18 protein-coding genes and 1 tRNA gene are annotated in these 17,826 nt (G+C 64.4%); 15 read left to right on the forward strand and 4 right to left on the reverse strand.

Annotated elements, in window-relative coordinates:
- Window positions 1-43: 43 nt before the first annotated feature.
- From AC4CS3_RS18495 to AC4CS3_RS18525, 7 genes are all read left to right on the forward strand, one after another.
- Window positions 44-1,447, forward strand: a complete 1,404-nt coding sequence (locus AC4CS3_RS18495) for an MFS transporter (protein ID WP_490784653.1) — start codon at window positions 44-46, stop codon at window positions 1,445-1,447.
- Between the two features lie 154 nt (window positions 1,448-1,601).
- Window positions 1,602-2,768: an ROK family transcriptional regulator gene (locus AC4CS3_RS18500; RefSeq protein ID WP_490784654.1), complete on the forward strand. Its 1,167-nt coding sequence runs from the start codon at window positions 1,602-1,604 to the stop codon at window positions 2,766-2,768.
- Window positions 2,769-2,833: 65 nt separating this feature from the next.
- Window positions 2,834-4,357, forward strand: a complete 1,524-nt coding sequence (locus AC4CS3_RS18505) for a glycoside hydrolase family 3 protein (RefSeq protein ID WP_490784655.1) — start codon at window positions 2,834-2,836, stop codon at window positions 4,355-4,357.
- Window positions 4,358-4,400: 43 nt separating this feature from the next.
- Window positions 4,401-5,186: a glucosamine-6-phosphate deaminase gene (locus AC4CS3_RS18510; protein ID WP_490784656.1), complete on the forward strand. Its 786-nt coding sequence runs from the start codon at window positions 4,401-4,403 to the stop codon at window positions 5,184-5,186.
- 77 nt (window positions 5,187-5,263) lie between these two features.
- On the forward strand, window positions 5,264-5,746 hold the full coding sequence (locus tag AC4CS3_RS18515) for a cation:proton antiporter regulatory subunit (protein WP_059389838.1): 483 nt from the start codon (window positions 5,264-5,266) through the stop codon (window positions 5,744-5,746).
- A gap of 5 nt (window positions 5,747-5,751) precedes the next feature.
- Window positions 5,752-6,957 carry a cation:proton antiporter gene (locus tag AC4CS3_RS18520; RefSeq protein ID WP_490784657.1) on the forward strand — a complete coding sequence of 402 codons (1,206 nt, stop codon included), beginning with the start codon at window positions 5,752-5,754 and terminating at the stop codon, window positions 6,955-6,957.
- 127 nt (window positions 6,958-7,084) lie between these two features.
- Complete coding sequence (locus tag AC4CS3_RS18525) at window positions 7,085-8,026, forward strand: endonuclease domain-containing protein (protein ID WP_490784658.1); 942 nt, start codon at window positions 7,085-7,087, stop codon at window positions 8,024-8,026.
- A gap of 54 nt (window positions 8,027-8,080) precedes the next feature.
- Here the strand turns inward: AC4CS3_RS18525 and dcd are convergent, their stop codons facing one another.
- Window positions 8,081-8,656 carry a dCTP deaminase gene (gene dcd / locus AC4CS3_RS18530; RefSeq protein ID WP_236813334.1) on the reverse strand — a complete coding sequence of 192 codons (576 nt, stop codon included), beginning with the start codon at window positions 8,654-8,656 and terminating at the stop codon, window positions 8,081-8,083.
- A gap of 134 nt (window positions 8,657-8,790) precedes the next feature.
- Between dcd and AC4CS3_RS18535 the strand changes: the two genes are divergently transcribed.
- Entirely contained in the window at window positions 8,791-10,572 is a 1,782-nt protein-coding gene (locus AC4CS3_RS18535; protein WP_490784659.1) for a CAP domain-containing protein, read from the forward strand.
- A gap of 3 nt (window positions 10,573-10,575) precedes the next feature.
- On the opposite strand, the gene AC4CS3_RS18540 is transcribed toward AC4CS3_RS18535, so the two are convergent.
- Entirely contained in the window at window positions 10,576-11,022 is a 447-nt protein-coding gene (locus AC4CS3_RS18540; RefSeq protein WP_345448491.1) for an SRPBCC family protein, read from the reverse strand.
- A gap of 237 nt (window positions 11,023-11,259) precedes the next feature.
- Between AC4CS3_RS18540 and AC4CS3_RS18545 the strand changes: the two genes are divergently transcribed.
- The 3 genes from AC4CS3_RS18545 (at window position 11,260) to AC4CS3_RS18555 (ending at window position 12,705) form a co-directional block, all read left to right on the forward strand.
- Window positions 11,260-11,333, forward strand: a tRNA-Gly gene (locus tag AC4CS3_RS18545).
- Between the two features lie 86 nt (window positions 11,334-11,419).
- The gene (locus AC4CS3_RS18550) at window positions 11,420-11,554 is read left to right on the forward strand and encodes a hypothetical protein (protein WP_264637052.1); all 135 of its coding nucleotides are present in this window, start codon (window positions 11,420-11,422) and stop codon (window positions 11,552-11,554) included.
- Window positions 11,551-12,705 (forward strand): N(5)-(carboxyethyl)ornithine synthase, encoded by a 1,155-nt coding sequence (locus AC4CS3_RS18555; protein WP_490784660.1) that lies wholly within the window; start codon window positions 11,551-11,553, stop codon window positions 12,703-12,705. The genes AC4CS3_RS18550 and AC4CS3_RS18555 overlap by 4 nt, the downstream gene beginning before the upstream one ends.
- Window positions 12,706-12,783: 78 nt before the next feature.
- On the opposite strand, the gene AC4CS3_RS18560 is transcribed toward AC4CS3_RS18555, so the two are convergent.
- Window positions 12,784-14,181 (reverse strand): MFS transporter, encoded by a 1,398-nt coding sequence (locus AC4CS3_RS18560; RefSeq protein WP_490784661.1) that lies wholly within the window; start codon window positions 14,179-14,181, stop codon window positions 12,784-12,786.
- Between the two features lie 150 nt (window positions 14,182-14,331).
- Between AC4CS3_RS18560 and AC4CS3_RS18565 the strand changes: the two genes are divergently transcribed.
- Window positions 14,332-15,186, forward strand: coding sequence for a LysR substrate-binding domain-containing protein (locus AC4CS3_RS18565; RefSeq protein ID WP_490784662.1), 855 nt, complete (start codon window positions 14,332-14,334; stop codon window positions 15,184-15,186).
- Here the strand turns inward: AC4CS3_RS18565 and AC4CS3_RS18570 are convergent.
- Window positions 15,170-15,763 (reverse strand): TetR/AcrR family transcriptional regulator, encoded by a 594-nt coding sequence (locus tag AC4CS3_RS18570; RefSeq protein ID WP_490784663.1) that lies wholly within the window; start codon window positions 15,761-15,763, stop codon window positions 15,170-15,172. The genes AC4CS3_RS18565 and AC4CS3_RS18570 overlap by 17 nt on opposite strands.
- Window positions 15,764-15,862: 99 nt before the next feature.
- Between AC4CS3_RS18570 and AC4CS3_RS18575 the strand changes: the two genes are divergently transcribed.
- The 3 genes from AC4CS3_RS18575 to AC4CS3_RS18585 all read left to right on the forward strand — a co-directional run bounded on the left by AC4CS3_RS18575 (window position 15,863) and on the right by AC4CS3_RS18585 (window position 17,774).
- Complete coding sequence (locus AC4CS3_RS18575) at window positions 15,863-16,219, forward strand: hypothetical protein (RefSeq protein WP_490784664.1); 357 nt, start codon at window positions 15,863-15,865, stop codon at window positions 16,217-16,219.
- A 55-nt stretch (window positions 16,220-16,274) separates the two neighbouring features.
- Window positions 16,275-16,703, forward strand: a complete 429-nt coding sequence (panD, locus tag AC4CS3_RS18580; protein WP_172465683.1) for an aspartate 1-decarboxylase — start codon at window positions 16,275-16,277, stop codon at window positions 16,701-16,703.
- 144 nt (window positions 16,704-16,847) lie between these two features.
- Window positions 16,848-17,774, forward strand: coding sequence for an AEC family transporter (locus tag AC4CS3_RS18585; protein WP_234750938.1), 927 nt, complete (start codon window positions 16,848-16,850; stop codon window positions 17,772-17,774).
- Window positions 17,775-17,826: the final 52 nt, after the last annotated feature.

Raw genomic sequence — 17,826 nt, forward strand, 5'->3', positions numbered from 1 at the left:
CAGGCGGTCAAACGTTGGGTTCGGTGCAGGTAGTTTATCAACCATGAACATGGCAACTGCGCCTGAGGCCCGGCACCCGGCATCCGAGCTTGCATCAGGGCCCGCCCTGTCGAACAAGGGCCAGATCCTTGCGTGGGCATCCTGGGACTGGGGTTCCGCGGCATTCAATGCCGTCATGACCACCTTCGTGTTCACCGTCTACCTGACGTCCAAGGCGTTTGGCGGCGAAGACTCCGCGTCGGCGACGTTGGGTGCCGCGCTGGCGATTGCCGGCGTCGCAATTGCGCTCCTCGCGCCGGTCACCGGTCAACGCTCCGACTCGGGGGGCCGCCGGAAACTGTGGCTCGGAGTCAACACCGTGCTCGTGGCCGTCCTGACTGGCTCGTGCTTCTTTGTTTTCCCCAAGCCGGAGTTCCTGCTCCTGGGCGTCTCATTGATCGCGCTCGGCAATGTGTTTTTCGAGTTCGCGGGCGTCAATTACAACGCCATGCTGGCCCAGATTTCCACCCCGGTCAACATCGGCAAAGTGAGCGGCTTCGGCTGGGGAATGGGGTATCTGGGCGGAATTGTCGCGCTGCTCGTGGTGCTGCAGCTATTCGTCCAACCGTCCTTCGAGTGGTTCGGGGCCTCCACCCAGGACAGCCTGAATATCAGGCTCGTGGCTGTCTTCTCCGCACTCTGGTTCTTCATCTTCGCGCTACCGGTCCTTTTCGCGGTTCCGGAACTCTCCGTCAAGAAACCGGAATCCCGTCTCGGGTTCCTTGCCTCCTACGGTTTGCTGGTCCGCAGGATCAAGGCCATCTATCGAACCAGCCCGCACACCATCTACTTCCTGCTCGCGAGCGCCATCTTCCGCGACGGCCTGGCGGCGGTCTTCACCTTCGGCGGGGTCATTGCTGCCGGGACCTTTGGCTTCGAGCTCAAACAAGTCATCTTCTTCGCGATTTTCGGCAACGTGGTGGCCGCCGTCGGCGCCATGATCGGCGGATTCCTGGACGACAGGATCGGGCCCAAGGCCGTCATCGTCATCTCCCTTCTAGGACTGCTGGTAGCCGGCACCGCGATCCTGGTTCTCGGCAACGGCGACCACGTGTTCTTCGGAGCCCATTGGGCAGGCAGCACCACGTTCTGGGTGTTCGGGTTATTCCTCTGCCTCTTCGTGGGACCAGCGCAGGCTTCCTCCCGCGCCTACCTCGCGAGGCTGGCGCCGGACGGCGAATCCGGCGAGCTGTTCGGGCTCTACGCCACCACCGGCCGGGCCGTGAGCTTCCTGGCACCGGCGCTCTTCACCCTGTGCATCACCCTGGCGACCCCTCTTGTGGCCCCGGGCGCGGCCCAACGTTGGGGAATCCTGGGCATCATGGTGGTGCTCCTAGCCGGCCTGCTGGTGATCCTGCCCGTCAAGTCACCGAACAAGACGGAAATCGCCACCGTTCCGCTGAGCTGAGAGGTGGGGCCCGCGCCCGAAAAGGATTGGCGCACCAGGTCAACCGGGGGCCTAGGTCCTTAGCGGGTGCCTATGTCATCAGTGGGTGCCTTGATTCCACACAATCTGCGGAAAACCCTTGATCTTTGATTGTTAGTAGAGTTTACTAACTTGCATGGAAGCCCTTCGTGACCGTCAGCGCACCGACCGTCAGCGCACCGATCGAACCGGCACTGCAACCCTGCCTTCCGACGGGCGGGCCCACAACCTCTCCTTGGTGCGCCAGACGCTCCACTCGGCAGGGGCGATGAGCCGTGCGGAACTCTCCCGGACCCTGGGCCTGACCCGCGTCACGGTATCAGACCTCGTCTCGGACCTCCTGGAACGAGGCCACGTGGTGGAGCTGGGCCAATCGGATGAAGTCCGCCCTGGCAAGCCGGCCATCCTGGTGGACATCAACCGGCGGGGCCTCCAGGTGATCGGTATGGACTTGGCCGAAAATTCCGTGCTGCGCGCGGCCGTCCTCGACCTTGACGGCAATATTCTCGAACGGGTCGAACGCAGCATTGCTTCGGAAACCGGCCGCGACGTGGTCAACCAGGTCCTCGAACTCGCTTCGGAGGCCGTCGGCCGAGCCACCGCCACACTGCTCGGAATCGGCGTCGGAACCCCCGGTATCGTCAACGCGGACGGCGTTGTCACCACTGCCCCCAACTTCGAATGGAAGGATATCCCCCTTCGCGATCTCCTGCAGGAACACACTGGCCTGCCGACCCTCGTCTCCAACGACGCCGACGCCGCAGTCCACGCGGACCACACCTTCGGCGGCGGCAGTGACGACATGGTCCTCGTGAAAATCGGGCGCGGTGTCGGTTCAGGACTCATCGTGGGCGGCAGGCGTGCCCGCGGGGCCCACTCCGCGGCGGGCGAAATCGGCCACGTCACGGTCGGCACCGACGGCGGAACCTCGTGCAAGTGCGGCAAAACAGGCTGCCTCGAAACCTGGATGTCCGTCCCCAGCCTCGAACGGGCCCTGGCCGAAGCGGCAGGCAGCTCCGAACCGGAGGCCGCGGCCGACGTCGTACTCCGGGAGGCAGGCGAGCGGCTCGCCATCGCCCTCGCACCCGTGGTTGGCGCCCTCGATTTGGGCGAAGTGGTCCTCAGCGGACCCCGGGAGCTTTTGGAAGGCCCACTTCTCGACGCCGTCCAGCAGACGCTGCTGGAGCGGCTATTGCACCAGGACCCTTCACCGGTGTCCGTCCGTCTCGCGGCAGACGCACAGGACATTGTCCTGCGCGGAGCCGCCGTGATGGTCCTGTGGAACCAGCTTGGTGTGGCCTGAGTGCCGCGCCGCTGCCGTTTCCAGCCCTGACTAACCAGCCAAGCATCCCTTCGAAGGAGCCGGACATGGAGACAATTCAGTCCCCTGCTACTCAGTCCTTTGCCACCGGGCCCGCCCGCGCCCACCTCCGCCGCCTCGCGGCAGGCACCCTCATGCCCGGATTCACCGGCATCGCCGTCCCCGTCTGGATCCTTGAAGCCTACGACGCCGGGCTGGCGGCTGTGTGCCTCTACGGCACCAACGTGGCGTCTCCCGTCCAATTACGCGAGCTCTGCGCCGGACTCCGCGCGCATTCGCCGAACACGCTCATCGCCGTCGACGAAGAGGGTGGCGACGTCACAAGGCTGCACTACCTCACGGGATCAACGCAGCCCGGGAACGCGGTGCTCGGTCGTTTGGACGACGTCGAACTGACCGCTGCCAGCGCCAGCGCCATTGGCCACGAACTCGCAGGCCTGGGCATCAACTTGAACCTGGCCCCCGACGCAGACGTCAATTCCGCTCCGGACAATCCCGTGATCGGCGTGCGCAGCTTCGGGGCCGAACCGGATTTGGTGGCCAGGCATACCGCTGCCTGGATCCGTGGTCTCGAAGACGCCGGTGTGGCATCCTGCGCCAAACACTTCCCGGGCCACGGCGACACCGCCACGGACTCCCACCTGGCGCTTCCCCGGGTCACGGCCGACGCCGCCACTTTGGATGCACGCGAGCTTGTCCCGTTCCGCGCACTCGTCGCAGCTCGCGGAGCCACAGTCATGACCAGCCACATCCTGGTCGAAGCCCTGGACCCGGATCATCCCGCCACCTTCTCCTCGCGCATCCTGCAGGACATGCTGCGCCGTGACATGGGATTCGACGGCGTCATCATCACGGACGCCCTGGACATGGCCGGCGCGTCCGCCCAGACCGGTGTTCCGGAAGCAGCCGTCCGCGCACTGATCGCCGGGGCAGACCTGCTGTGCCTTGGTTCCGAAACAGGACCGGCCCTCTTCGAACAGACGCTCGACGCGATTACCGATGCCGTTGAAGAGGGACGCTTGCCCATGGAACGCCTCGCGGACGCTGTTGCACGCACGGCAGCACTTTCCTCGCGGTTCCCCGCTGCGGGTGCTGCGGAAATCCACGAGGCAGCCATCAGGGGCCAGCTCGGCCTGCCGGGCCAGCCGCAGCCTGCCGGCGTGCCTGCCGACCCGAAGGCGCTCGACGGGGAGCGCATCGCAGAGGCCTTCGAGGTCTCCGAAGCCGCCCAAAGGTGGCTGGCACGGGAGGAACCCGTGGCGATAGTGCAGGTTGAAACCGGATCCAATTTCGCGGTCGGCCGCATGCCGTGGGGGCCCGCTGCCACGACTTCGGCCGTGGTCCGCGAAGGCGAGGTGCCCGACGGCGCGCGGGTCGCCGTCGTCGGGCGCGGCTTGGATGCCGAGCACCCGCTCTGGACCGTTTTCGCCCGATTGAGGGCGGAAGGACACGCGGTGATCGCCGTTGAGTGCGGCTGGCCGCGCGGCGGGGCGGACATTGTCACCTATGGTGCGTCCCTCACGGTCTCCCAGGCCCTGACGGAGCTGCTGAACGGCAGCGCCAAGAGCTGAACTTGGCTAGCTAGCGCGCATCACCCATCGACAGAAAGTTGCCATGGAAGTCATTGTCACGCCCACTCCGGAATCGGCCGCTTCGGCCGCCGCCCACGCCGTCCTTTCAGGACTTCCTGCGGACAGGGGGGCAGTGCTGGGTCTGGCCACCGGTTCGTCGCCGCTGGGACTGTACGCGGAGCTCGCAGCGGCTGCGGCCACGGGCCGGGTGGATTTCTCGGCCGCCAAGGGATTCGCCTTGGACGAATATGTAGGCCTTGCGGCGGAGCACCCGCAGTCATACCGCCAGGTCCTGATTCGCGAGGTGTGCGATGTGATCGGACTTCCCTTGGCCGGGCTGAATGTCCCTGACGGTACCGGCACCACCCAGGCCGAGCTCGAAGCGGGAGCTGCTGCCTACGACGCGGCAATCGGTGCCGCCGGCGGCGTCGACGTGCAGATCCTGGGAATCGGCGCCAACGGCCATGTGGGCTTCAATGAGCCCGGATCCTCCCTGTCCTCCCGGACCCGTCTGAAGCGGTTGACGGCCCGCACGAGGCAGGACAACGCCCGGTTCTTCGACGACGACGGCGACGTCCCGACCCACTGCATCACCCAGGGATTGGGGACCGTGCTGGATGCGCGCCGGCTGGTGCTCATCGCCACCGGAGCCGCGAAAGCCGCCGCGGTCGCAGCCGCCGTCGAGGGACCGCTGACGGCGTCGTGCCCGGGTTCGATCCTGCAATGGCATGCCGACGCTGTCGTGGTCCTGGACGAGGCGGCAGCGGCCGGATTGGCGAACCGCGGATACTACGACGACGCCGCGCGCGGCCTGGCTTTGACCCCCTAGAAAGTCGCGGACCGCTTTGCGCGGCGGCTGCGAGTGGCATCATTCCGCCGCCCCTTCAAGAGGGCTAGGGTGGACTTATGAACGTGGATGAGACAGAACTTCCAGGCCTCGGGGTCCGCAAGGATTTCATCACGGCCTCGGGACGCCGGATCGGTGTTGTCGAGATGCGGGAGGGTGAGACCGAGCTTTTCGTCTCCACATGGGACGATCCCGATACCTGCCAGGCATCCATCCCGTTGACCGCAGACGAGGCCGCCGCACTGGGCAACCTGCTGGGCGGGCAGCACATCGCGATGCGTTTGGCCGAAGCCCACAAGGAAATCCCCGGCATTGTCACGCGGCAGTTCTCCATCACCGCGGACTCCCCTTTCAACAACCAGCCCATGGGCAAAGCCCAGATCCGCACCCGCAGTGGCGTCTCGATCGTGGCGATCATGCGCGAAGGCGAAGTGGTTCCCTCACCGGCTCCCGACGTCGTCCTTCACACGGGTGATTTGCTGGTGGCTGTCGGTACGCAGGAAGGTCTTGACTCTGCGGCTGCGATTCTGCGCAACGGCTGACGTCCATGGACCCCCTGGCCCTGACCCTCATTGAGCTGGGCGCAGTCGTTTTCTGTCTCGGCCTCTTGGCGCGCTTGGCCGGCAGGATCGGCATGTCCCCCATTCCGCTCTATCTGGTGGGGGGACTGGCGTTCGGGGCGGGTGGACTGATCAAGCTCGATGGCATGCACGAGTTCGCCCATCTTTCCGGCGAAATCGGCGTCATCCTGCTCCTGTTGATGCTCGGCTTGGAATATACGGCCGCGGAACTCGTCACCGGACTGCGCCGCTCCTGGCAAGCCGGTGTGCTGGACCTGGTGTTGAACTTCTTACCGGGCGCGGGCATCGCCGTGTGGCTCGGCTGGGGACTTGTGGGCGCGATCGTCATGGGCGGTGTCACCTATATTTCTTCCTCCGGCATCGCCGCGAAGGTGATCACGGACCTCGGCCGGATCGGTAACCGCGAAACGCCAGTGGTTCTGGCCATCTTGGTGTTCGAAGACCTCACCATGGCCATCTACCTCCCGATCCTGACGGCGATCCTCGCAGGCGTGGGCTTCCTAGGCGGGCTCCAGACGGTGGGCATTGCCTTGGCCGTCGTCACCCTCGTGCTGGTGGTGGCCCTGAAACACGGCCATCGGGTTTCCCAGGCCGTGCACAGCGAAAACTCCGAAGTCTTCCTGCTCAATCTCCTTGGGGCCGCACTTCTCGTGGCGGGCATCGCGTCCGCCCTCCAGGTCTCCGCGGCCGTCGGGGCGTTCATGCTGGGCATCGCCATTTCGGGGGCAACGGCCCACAACGCGACGCGGATCCTTGAACCGCTGCGGGACCTCTTCGCGGCGATCTTCTTCGTCGCCTTCGGTCTCAACACGGACCCGTCCAGCATCCCGCCAGTCCTGGGCTGGGCGCTGCTCCTTGCTCTCGCGACAGCCGTGACCAAGGTGCTGACCGGATTCTGGGCGGCAAAGCGGGCAGGGATCGCCATTCCCGGCCGTTTCCGCGCCGGGGCCGCCCTGATTGCCCGCGGCGAATTCTCCATAGTCATTGCGGGCCTGGCCGTGGCCTCGGGAGTCGTCCCGCGAGAACTTGCCGCCCTCGCCACCGCGTATGTGCTGCTCATGGCCATCACCGGACCGCTCGCGGCCCGTTTCGTGGAACCGACAGTCAAGGCCTTCCGCAAGTCGCCGCGCAAACCGAAGGCATCCGAGCCTATTGCGTCCTTCGAGGCGTGAGATCTCGGCCTTTTCGAGCCTTCAAAGAGGCGAGATCTCACCTCTCGCTCTGTAGGCCGCCCGGCACTATCCCTCCCCACTGTGGATAACCGGCTACGGGCGCCTACGCTGTGCCAAGAATTGGTGCATGCGCAGTCCTGGACCTCTTCCTGAAACCCTCAGGGGCCGCTCGTTCACGCTCTCCGAGCAACGCGCTGCCGGGGTTTCGGACAACCGGGCATGGAACAAGGATCTTCGCGTGGCCAGCCGTGGAGTCCGTGTTCATTGGAGCGCCGCCCAGGAGCTTTCCCACACAGCACGCCTACTGACACGCATCTCGCCCAGGACCGTGTGTTGCGGCCCGACGGCGGCGATCCTGTGGCGCTGTCCCCTCCCCTTGGATCTCGAACGCCAGCCGCTGGTGCATTTGCTCCGGTGGGACGGCGGGAACCGGCCAGTTCGCAAGGGGGTCGCCGGGCGCAGGGTAGCTTTGGGGGCCGCCGACCGCCGGACCATTGACGGCGTCCCTGTAACGAGTCCTGCCCGGACGTGGCTTGATTTGGCGGCGTTGCTGCCCCTGGACGATCTCGTGGCCGCGGCCGACCACTTCATCTGCAGTCAGTCCCGCAGTTTCGGCCACAACCGCTCCGCGCTTTGTACCCTTGAGGATTTGCGTTCGCAAGTTGAGGGAAACCCAGGCACCCGTGGACGCAGGAACGCCCGGCTTGCGCTGGAACTCGCGAGGGTTGGAGCCGACTCCGTGCCGGAAACCAAGCTCTGTCTTGCCATCGGCCGGCGAGGATTGCCGGAACCTGTATTGCGCTTTGTCGTCAGGGATTCAAGCGGCTGGGAGCTGGCATGGCCGGACTTGGCCTTCCCCCGGTACAAAGTTGCCGTCAATTACGACGGTAGCCATCACTTGACTGCTACGCAGAAGGAATCGGACATTCGCCGTGACGAATCCATCGCCGCGATCGGCTGGACCTCGGTGACCATTACGGCACGGCACGTGAAGGCGTGGGGGTTCGACGGCGTCGTACCGCGCGTGCGCGATGCCCTTTCCCGCGCCGGTTGGGTCAGCGAGACGTGAGATCTCGGCCTTTTCGTACCTTCAAAGAGGCGAGATCTCACCTCTCGGCAAGGGCTAAACAGCCGTCCGGTGGAAGTTCAGGTGGCTGCGGCTCGCAGTGGGGCCGCGCTGGCCTTGGTAACGGTTGCCGTAACCGCCGGAACCATAGGGATGCTCAGCGGCCGACGAGAGCCGGAAGAAGCACAACTGGCCGATCTTCATGCCAGGCCACAATTTGATGGGCAGCGTCGCAACGTTGGAGAGTTCCAGCGTCACATGGCCCGAGAACCCGGGATCGATGAAGCCCGCCGTGGAGTGCGTCAACAAGCCGAGGCGCCCCAGCGAAGACTTTCCTTCAAGTCGAGCGGCGACGTCGTCCGGCAGGCTCACAGTCTCGTATGTTGAACCGAGCACGAACTCGCCCGGGTGCAGGATGAAAGGCTCGTCGCCCTCGACCTCAACCAGGCGGGTCAGCTCAGGCTGCTCCTCCGAGGGGTCGATGTGTGCGTATTTGTGGTTGTCGAACAGCCGGAAGAAGCGGTCAATCCTCACATCCACCGAGGACGGCTGAACCATCGCGGGGTCGTAGGGCTCCAGGACGATACGTCGGGAGTCGATTTCGGCACGTATGTCGCGGTCAGAGATCAGCACAGGATCAAAAGTACCGTATGCATCGCGCAACCCCGTGGTGCCGGAGTGGCGCATGGGACTATAGTGCACCACATAGACTACCGTTACCGCTGTTGTGTTTGGGAACGGTGGCACGACGCGAATCTGGGGAAACATTGAGACGAATTGCGGTGCCCGTTGCCGTGCTGGTGGCCTGCCTTCTCACGGTGACGGCCCCTGCCTCTGGCCCGCTCGCCGTTCCGGATTCGCTCGCGGGAACTGCCGCCGCTGCCGCGCCTCCCACCTCAAACACCACCGCAGGCGCTGAAAGTACGACGACGGCGTCCGCACCGCCGTCGGGATCCAGCCTTCCGCAGGCCGCACCCGCGCCGGGGTCACCAACAGCCACTCCCGCACCACAAGCAGCCGCCCCTGCTGCAGCCGCGGCTGGCGCGGGCACCGCCTCAACCGTCCCGGCGGCGACCTCCCCTGCGCAGGGGATCCCCGTCATCGAGCCCGGCAACGGCACCTCACCCCAGGCAGTGGCCGGCCCGCCCCCGCTGCCCTCCATCCCGCCGGCATCCGGCCCGGACCCGCTCCCCGGAACCGGGGCGGGGGACGCCACACAGCCGGCCCCAGCCCCTACGAAGTCCTCCCCCGCAGCTGTGCCCCTGGTCTCGACGCAGGCATTGGTCAATGACGATAATTCCGCCCAGGTGCTGGCCGTGTTCAACGCCATCAATGCCTACAGGACGTCGCTTGGCTTGACTCCGGTGAAGTACAACCCCACGGTGTCCACTCTTTCCCAGGACTGGTCCAACAACATCGCCAGCCGCCAAGTGATTGAACACCGCAGCAACTTCTGGACCGACCCCAGGGCCTTGAACCCCAACAACGGGGCAGGCGAGATCATCGCGGTCCGCTGGGATCGGAATGCCGCCCAGCTTGTCGAATGGTGGAAAAGCTCACCCGCCCACGATGCGCTGCTGCGTGACCCCCGTTTCAACGTGATCGGCGTTGGTATCACGTTCACCGACGGCAACTACCTGACCACCCCCAATAGCTACACGATGTGGGGCGTGGTCAATCTCTTCGGCTATACGACGCTCCCTGCCGGCACAGTCAACAGCCCGGGCGCCGGCACAGCCCCTCCCCAGCTTCCGCCCCCGACAGTCTGCGACCCCATCGCGAAGCACCAGCCGCCCACGCTGGACCTCAGCGCCGCAGCCATCCGCAGCTCCGGTGACCTGGTCGCCGTCGACCCCTCCGGCAACTTGAGGGACTACCCGGCACTCGGCAACGGCACGTTCGGTCCCGCCCGGACGGTCGGATCCGGTTTCGCCGGGGCGAAAGAAGTGATGACCACCGATTGGGACCGCGACGGTGTGATCGACGTCTTGGTCCAAATGCTGGACGGCCGGCTTCTGCTCTACCCCGGAGCGGTGAGCGGAGGATTCAAAGCGCCGGTGACGTTAGGCGGATCGGGCTGGCAGTCGATGACCATGGCCGTGGGCATTTGGTGCGGCAACAACCGGCTCCCGCAAATCCTCGCCACTGATTCCAGCGGCGCGCTCTACCTGTACCGGAACCTGGGGCTCACCGCCCTGGTCGGACGGACCCAAGTGGGCTCGGGCGTCAGCGCGATCCGGCTGAGCATGGTGGACTACGACGCCGACGGCTTCCAGGACCTGCTGGCTCTGGAAGCAAACGGGAACCTGCGACTCTACCGCGGCTCCGGGCTCACCGCGCCGAGGGCAGAGGCACATCTAGTGGTCGGAACCGCCTGGACCGACTACTCCGGATTGCGCTCGCTCAAGGGTGTCACTGGCCTCAACACCGCCGGAATCGCGGGCCTGCTGAGCAATGGAACGATCGAGTATTGGGACCTGACCGGCGGACGCCTCACGACGCCGAGCACTCCGATAACCGGTTTGGGCGGACTCAAGCTGGCGCAGTAGCGCTCATGCCTCCGGGGTTTGCTCTTCGATGACCGACTTGAGCTGCTCCACCTGGACCACTTCATCTTCCATGGTCTTCTGGATCATGCTGTTCATGAGTTTCTGCAGGCCCTTGGGGTGGTACTCCAGGGCGAAGCGCAGGCGGGTATTGGGCCCCTCGGTGCTGAGGTAGTAGCCGCCTGTGGGCCGCGCAGGACCGGCGACGACGGCGAAACGCACTTCGGCGCCTGGCCTGGCTTCAGTGATTTGGAAGTCAGCCGCGATCGGCCGCCCGCCCGGGCCCGCCAAAGTCTGCTGGTAAACGGCGCCTTTTTCGCCGGCGTGTCCCGAACGGAGCGAAATGCTGCGGATACCGCTGCGCCACAGCGGATTGTTGAGTCCGTCCACCAGGAATTGATAGACAGTCATGGCATCGCGACCAATGAGTACTTCATGCTCTGCAAATGCCACGGAATCCTCTTTCGGCGTACGGCTCATGGACATAGCCGGGTTCCCCATGACGCAGCAGCTAACTGCTACAGAATAGTCAGGCGCGGCGCAGCGCAACACACCCACGTCGAGCCTTAACCGAATCTTTACGAGCTCCGTAGGGAATTTGATGAGACCGTGATACCGGTGAGTCTGTGTCTGGATCGGCGCGCCATCTGCGCTAAGCTGGGATCTGCTCCGGCTGGTTTGCGGAGTATTGCGGGCGTAGCTCAATGGTAGAGCGCTAGCTTCCCAAGCTCGATACGCGGGTTCGATTCCCGTCGCCCGCTCCAGTTTTGACCGGATACAAGGCGTCCCATCGCCTGGGTGTATCGTCAGAAGCTAGGAGCCATTTCGGCTCTGCTCTAAGGGAGCGATCATGGCTGACAAATCACCTCGCCAAGCTGCATCGAAAAAATCCGGCAAATCCATCAAAGAAAAGCGCGCGGATAAGCGGGCCTCAGAGTCCTCCGCAACCACGGTGGCCAAGCCGGCAACCGGCAACAAAAAGTGAGCGGCCATATAGGCGCCAAGACGCTCGGCATCCTGTCGTCCTCGCGGAAGCCGGACGAGCGCCGGCTGCCTGTCCATCCCCTGCACCTGGAGCGTATTGCTCCCGAACTCCGGCAGCACATCCGGCTCGAGCGCGGCTACGGCGAGCGCTTCGGCTTTTCGGACAGCCAACTTGAGCCGCTGGTCGCTGGCATGGCAAGCCGTGAAGAACTGATCGCGGATTCGGATGTCATTCTCCTGCCCAAACCGCAGCCGGAAGACCTTGCTGACCTCCGCGACGGTCAGGTTCTCTGGGGCTGGCCGCACTGCGTCCAGGACAGGGCCATCACCCAGTTGGCCATCGACAAGAAGCTGACGCTGATCGCGTTCGAGGCGATGAACCACTGGGCCAGCGACGGCGGCTTCGGGCTCCACGTTTTCCACAAGAACAACGAACTTGCAGGCTACTGTTCCGTCATCCACGCCCTTGCCCTGACGGGCTCGACGGGTGACTACGGGCGGCGGCTGAGCGCCGTCGTGATTGGCTTCGGAGCCACAGCGCGCGGCGCGGTCACCGCCCTGAACGCGCACGGCGTCCACGATGTCCAGGTGCTGACAAACCGCGGCGTTGCGGCGGTCGGTTCCCCCATCCACTCGGTGCGCATAGTGCAGTTCGACCACGACCAGAACGCCCCTTTCCTGAGCGAGGTCATTACCGATCGTGGCCGCCTGCCACTCGCGCCGTTCCTTGCCGCGAGCGACATCGTGGTCAACTGCACGCTTCAGGATCCCAACTCGCCGCTGACATACCTGCGGACCGAGGACCTTGACGCATTCCAGCCGGGCAGCTTGATTGTTGACGTCTCCTGCGACGAAGGCATGGGCTTCAGTTGGGCGCGGACCACGACGTTCGCCGAACCCATGTTCACGGTGGGCGACCACATCAACTACTACGCCGTGGACCACAGCCCGTCCTACTTGTGGAATTCGTCCAGCTGGGAGATCAGCGAAGCGCTCCTGCCGTTCCTTGGGACGGTCATTTCGGGCCCCGAGGCCTGGGACGCCAGCGAAACGATCTCCCGGGCCATCGAGATCCGGGACGGTGTCATCCGCAACCCGGACGTGCTGCAGTTCCAAGGGCGCACGGCGGACTATCCGCACCTTGCGGCGTAGCCGACTCGTAGCCTAAGAACGCGGTTGAGGCGGGCGCCTGTCGGGCGCCCGGCTCAACCGCGTTCAGGCGTTACTCCGCTATGCCGACTGCGGGACGATCCGCACCATCCGGCGTCGGTCCCTGACGTTCACTTTGAGCCGCAATTCAGACTTCCGGGCGAGCACGACGGCGACTGTCGCTGCCGCGAGCGCCGGCACCCCGCCTGACACCAAGAGAGCCGCGTGCGGGTTCAGGTGCTCGGCAAGCCAGCCCATCAGGGGTCCACCGATGGCTTGGCCGCCGATGAGCACCATGATGTAGAGGCTCATGACGCGACCGCGGATGCTCATGTTGGCGCTCACCTGGACCAGCTGGTTGGCGGCAGTCAGGAACATGAGGCACCAGAATCCGGAGAGAACCATGGCGGCGGAGAGCCACACCATGGACGGTGCCAACGCCGCCAGGCACAGCATCAAGCCGTACATCCCGGCGCACAGCACCACCGAGCGTAGGCGCAATTGGCGGCGGCGGGCCGAAGTGATTGCTCCGGCCAGCGCGCCAAGGGCAACCATGGCGTTGAGCAAGCCGTAGCCGCCGGCACCCGCATGGTAGATGTGGTCCGCGAAGGCGGCGAGGAGCACAGGCAGGCTCATCGCGAAGACCGCTACGAAGCCGGCCATGAGCCACGGCCAGTAGATGGTGGGCTTGCTGAGGGCGTAGCGCAGGCCTTCCTGCAGCATTCCCTTGCGTTTTGGCACGGGCGTGCTGACATAAAGTTCGTTCTTGCGCAGCATCAGGAGCATGGTCACGGTGGAGCAGCAGGCCACCGCGTTCGCCGCGAAAGCCCAGCCCGCGCCGACCGCGGTCAGCAACACGCCAGCCAGGGCGGGACCAATCAGGCCGCCCAGCTGGAACGTGGTGGAGTTGACGCTGATGGCGTTGCGCAGGTACTTCGGTCCCACGAGTTCGTTGACGAAGACCTGCCGGGCCGGCTGGTCGAGGACCGTCACAAGGCCCAGGACAAACGCGATCACGTAAACGTGCCACACCTCGATGTGGTGACTCAACGCCAACACGGCAAGGATGGCGGCCAGGGAGGCCGCCACGCTTTGGCACAGGATGAGGATGCGTCGCTTGGGGAAGCGGTCCGCCATCATGCCGCCCCAGGGGCCCAGGAACAGCGACGGCATGAACTGCAATGCCACGGTTATTCCGACGGCGGTGACGGATCCGGAGAGCTGGAGTACCAACCAGTCCTGGGCAATCCTCTGCATCCAAAGTGCGATGACAGCCACGAAGTGGCCCACGGCGAATATCCGGAAGTTGGGTACTTTGAGGGAAATGAAGGTATGCCGCCAGGGCAACCGTTCGCTGACGACGGCGATTGGCTGGGTGACCGTGTCCGGTTCGGCAGCGTGTGAAATTCGGCTGCTTGCGGCGAGTGAATCGATGATGGGTTGGCTGACGTTTGCCGCTGAGGGCGGTGGGGGTGCCAAAAGTAGTCCTTGGATAGACGTTTCGCTGGGATGCCTTTAACGCTAGGGTTGGCCGCGGTGATTATGGAAGTGAATTGGCCGTATAACTAGCATTGCGAAGTGCAATACACCGGCGTGAGCGGCGGTGAACGTAGCTATTCAAGGAGTCCCGTGTTCGAACCCGTGCAGCTGCGGTCCTTCCTGGCCGTGGCCGAGACTTTGAGTTTCACGAAGGCCGCCGAGCGCCTCGGCTTGGCGCAGCCCACGGTCAGCCAGCACGTGAGAAAGCTGGAGACGGCGGCCAAACGGGCGCTTGTAGCCCGCGACACCCGGGATGTCCGGCTCACGGACAATGGCGACGCCATGGCAGGCTTTGCCCGCAATATCCTCTCCGCGCACGATTCCGCGGCGAGGTACTTTTCCGGCTCCGCGATGCGCGGTCGCCTCCGGTTCGGAACCGCCGACGATCTCGCCATCACAGGTTTGCCTCGGATCCTGCGCGAGTTCCGGCAGCTGTATCCCCAGATCAACCTGGAGCTCACGGTCAGCCAGAGTGACCAGCTCTACAAACGCGTCAATGCGGGGCAGTTGGATCTCGTATTCGTGAAGTGGGTGGGCGAGGCGAAGGACGGCACGGTCGTCCGGCACGACAAGTTTGCCTGGGTGGGCGTCGAACAGACGGCGCTGGACCCCGCCAGCCCCGTGCCGCTGATCTGCTATCCGGCCCCGAGCGTCAGCCGGAAACTTGCCATCGACGCGCTGGAGGCCATGGGCCGGACGTGGCGGGTCACCTGCTCGACCAAGCAGATCGCGGGCGTCTTGGCAGCGGTGCGCGCAGGCATCGGCGTCGCAGTCATGCCGTCGTCGCTGGTTCCCGAGGACCTCACGGTGATCACCAAACGCTTCGACCTCCCGCCCGTGGGTGACGTCGACTTCACCTTGATCCGCAACCCTTTGGCGAACGCCGAGGTAGTGGATGCGCTGACACAGGCGATCATCGGCAGAACGCTCAACAAGCAGGCGTAGCCAGCGACTGTGCGGCGAGGAGGACGGTCCCGACAATCGTCTTCCGGCGCCGCTCCGCCCTGCTTGACCCCTTGCTGCCGGCCATGAGGCCATCCAGCTCGGGCAGTACCGGCCAGGCGTCACACAACGCAATGATGGTGAGCATCAGATCGGCCGCATCTTCCCTGGACGTCCCCGGCATGGCTCGGATGACGCCGTCAACTTTGTTTCTGCAGTTCGCGGCCCGGTCCGGACGGTTGACCACATATTCGCCCCGCTCCAAACCCTCCCAAAACAGCAGCCTCGGAAGGGTGGCATCTTGGTGGTGATGGTCGAACAGGCGTCCGGCGTAATCGGCCAAGGCTTCGGGACCAGCGCCCTCGATGCGGACTTCGTCCACCACCTTGCTGAGCTGGGACGCGATCACGGCGTCGAAGAGAAGATCTTTCTTGCCGAAGTACTGATAGATGCGTTCCTTGTTGACTCCGGCCGTAGCAGCGATGCGGTCCACCCTGGCGCCGGCGAGTCCGAATTGGCAAAACTCGGCAGTCGCCGCCTCAAGGAGGAGTCGCTTGGTCCGCTCGGTATCCCATGCCATGTGTTCACCTTAACAGATTCCAACCAAGTAGTTGCAGTTTTTGATGGTGGGGTCTAGTCTGAACTCACGCCGAAAGCAACCAATTAGTTGGAGAATGTCATGAGCACCCAAATCCCCGTTTCCGCACACGCGGATAGCGCCGCGGTTGCGCCGGTTCCCGCGCCCGCTCCGCACTCTGCGCACCCTGTGCACCTGCCTTCCATACACATGCCTTCTGTGCACATACCTTCCGTGCACGTGCGTGCAGTGATCACGTGGCTGGCCATCTTCCCCCTCGTCGCGATCGGCATGACGGTCCTCGCTCCGCTCACGGAGTCCTGGCACCCCGCGCTGCGCGCCCTCGTCCTGACCCTCGTTGTGGTTCCTACCGCCGTCTACGTGGTTGTCCCGAAACTGCTCGCTGCCTACGGCTCGCTGAAGAGGTGGCAGGCAGGAAAGGACACGGCCAAGGCCTAGCCTGTGTCAGGTATCACCAGGCGATCGAGCGGCCACGCGCTAAACTTGTCACGTTATGAACCGCACAATGTTTAAGTCCAAGATCCACCGTGCCACGGTGACCCATGCCGATCTGCACTATGTAGGTTCAGTGACGGTCGACCTGGATCTGCTGGATGCCGCGGATATTCTCCCCGGCGAGCTCGTCTCCATTGTTGACGTGACCAATGGCGCGCGCCTGGAAACTTACACCATTGCCGGCGAACGCGGCTCCGGCGTCATTGGCATCAACGGTGCCGCAGCGCACCTCGTGCACGTGGGTGACGTCGTCATCCTCATCACCTATGCCGAGATGACCACCGAAGAGGCCAAGGCCTACCAGCCCAAGGTTGTCCATGTGGACAGGGCCAACAAAATCGTCCAGCTCGGCAGTGATCCCGCTGAAGGCATTACTCCGGGCATCATGCGCCCGCCTCATGCCCTCAACAACGCACAGCTGAACTAGACTCCCAGTCCCCCACGGACACCCCTTCTTCGCGGTCCACATGGCGGAACATGCCGCCGTCGGGCCTTACAGCCGAATAAAGCTGATTTAGGCTGGGACTGTGAACCCACGCCGCCCCGCGCCCATCCCCCTCCGGATGCCGTAGTGCTGGGCGTCCTTTCCGGGTTCTTCGTGGTGTGGGCCATCATTCTGGTGGGCATGTTCGTCGGCAAACGCGGGATCCTGGGGGACAATGCGCGTTCGGTCCTCAGCGGCCTGACCTTCTTCGTCGCGAGCCCTGCGCTCCTCTTTGAAACCCTGGGCAAGGCCCGTCTCCACGACATCTTTGCCGCCCCGCTCCTTGTCACGGCGGTGGGCGCCGTCGCCACAGGCAGTTTGTTCTTCGTCATCGTGAAGTTCTGGCTCAAACGGTCCCTGCCCGAATCGCTCATGTCATCCATGAGCGCTTCCTTGGCCAACTCAGCGAACCTCGGCATCCCCATCGCCGTGTTCGTCCTGGGCGACGCAAGCTATGTGGCTCCACTGCTGATCTTCCAGCTCGCATTCTTCACTCCCATGTACCTGATGGCGCTCGACGCGAGCACCAGCGCCCACCGCACCACTCCTCTGCGCTTCGTCCTGATGATCGTGCGGAATCCGATGATCGTGGGATCGGCCCTCGGATTGGTGGTGGCTGGAACGGGCTGGCAAGTGCCCTCGCTCATCATGGACCCGATCCACTTGATCGGAGGTGCCGCCATTCCCGCGATGCTGATGGCGTTCGGGATGAGTCTGAATGGCTCCCGTCCCCTGCAAAAGGACACAGGTCGCCGGACGGACGCGCTCCTGGCCAGCGGCTTCAAGCTGTTTGTCCACCCCACAATGGCGTACCTGTTCGCCCGCTTCGCCCTTGGCTTGGAGGCGCATGCCTTGTTCGCCGTGGTGGTCACGGCGGCCCTGCCCACTGCGCAGAACGTATTCGTGGCCGCGAGCCGCTACAACACGGGAATCACCGTGGCCAAGGACACGGTCCTGATTACCACGGTGGTGGCCGTCCCGGCAATGATCGCCGTGGCCCTGCTGCTCACTTAGCCCAACTAGTGGTGTGTCTCCAAAATAGTTGATGCTTTGAGTGTTAACCTTG

The sequence above is a fragment of the Arthrobacter sp. SE2 genome, from assembly GCF_058244265.1.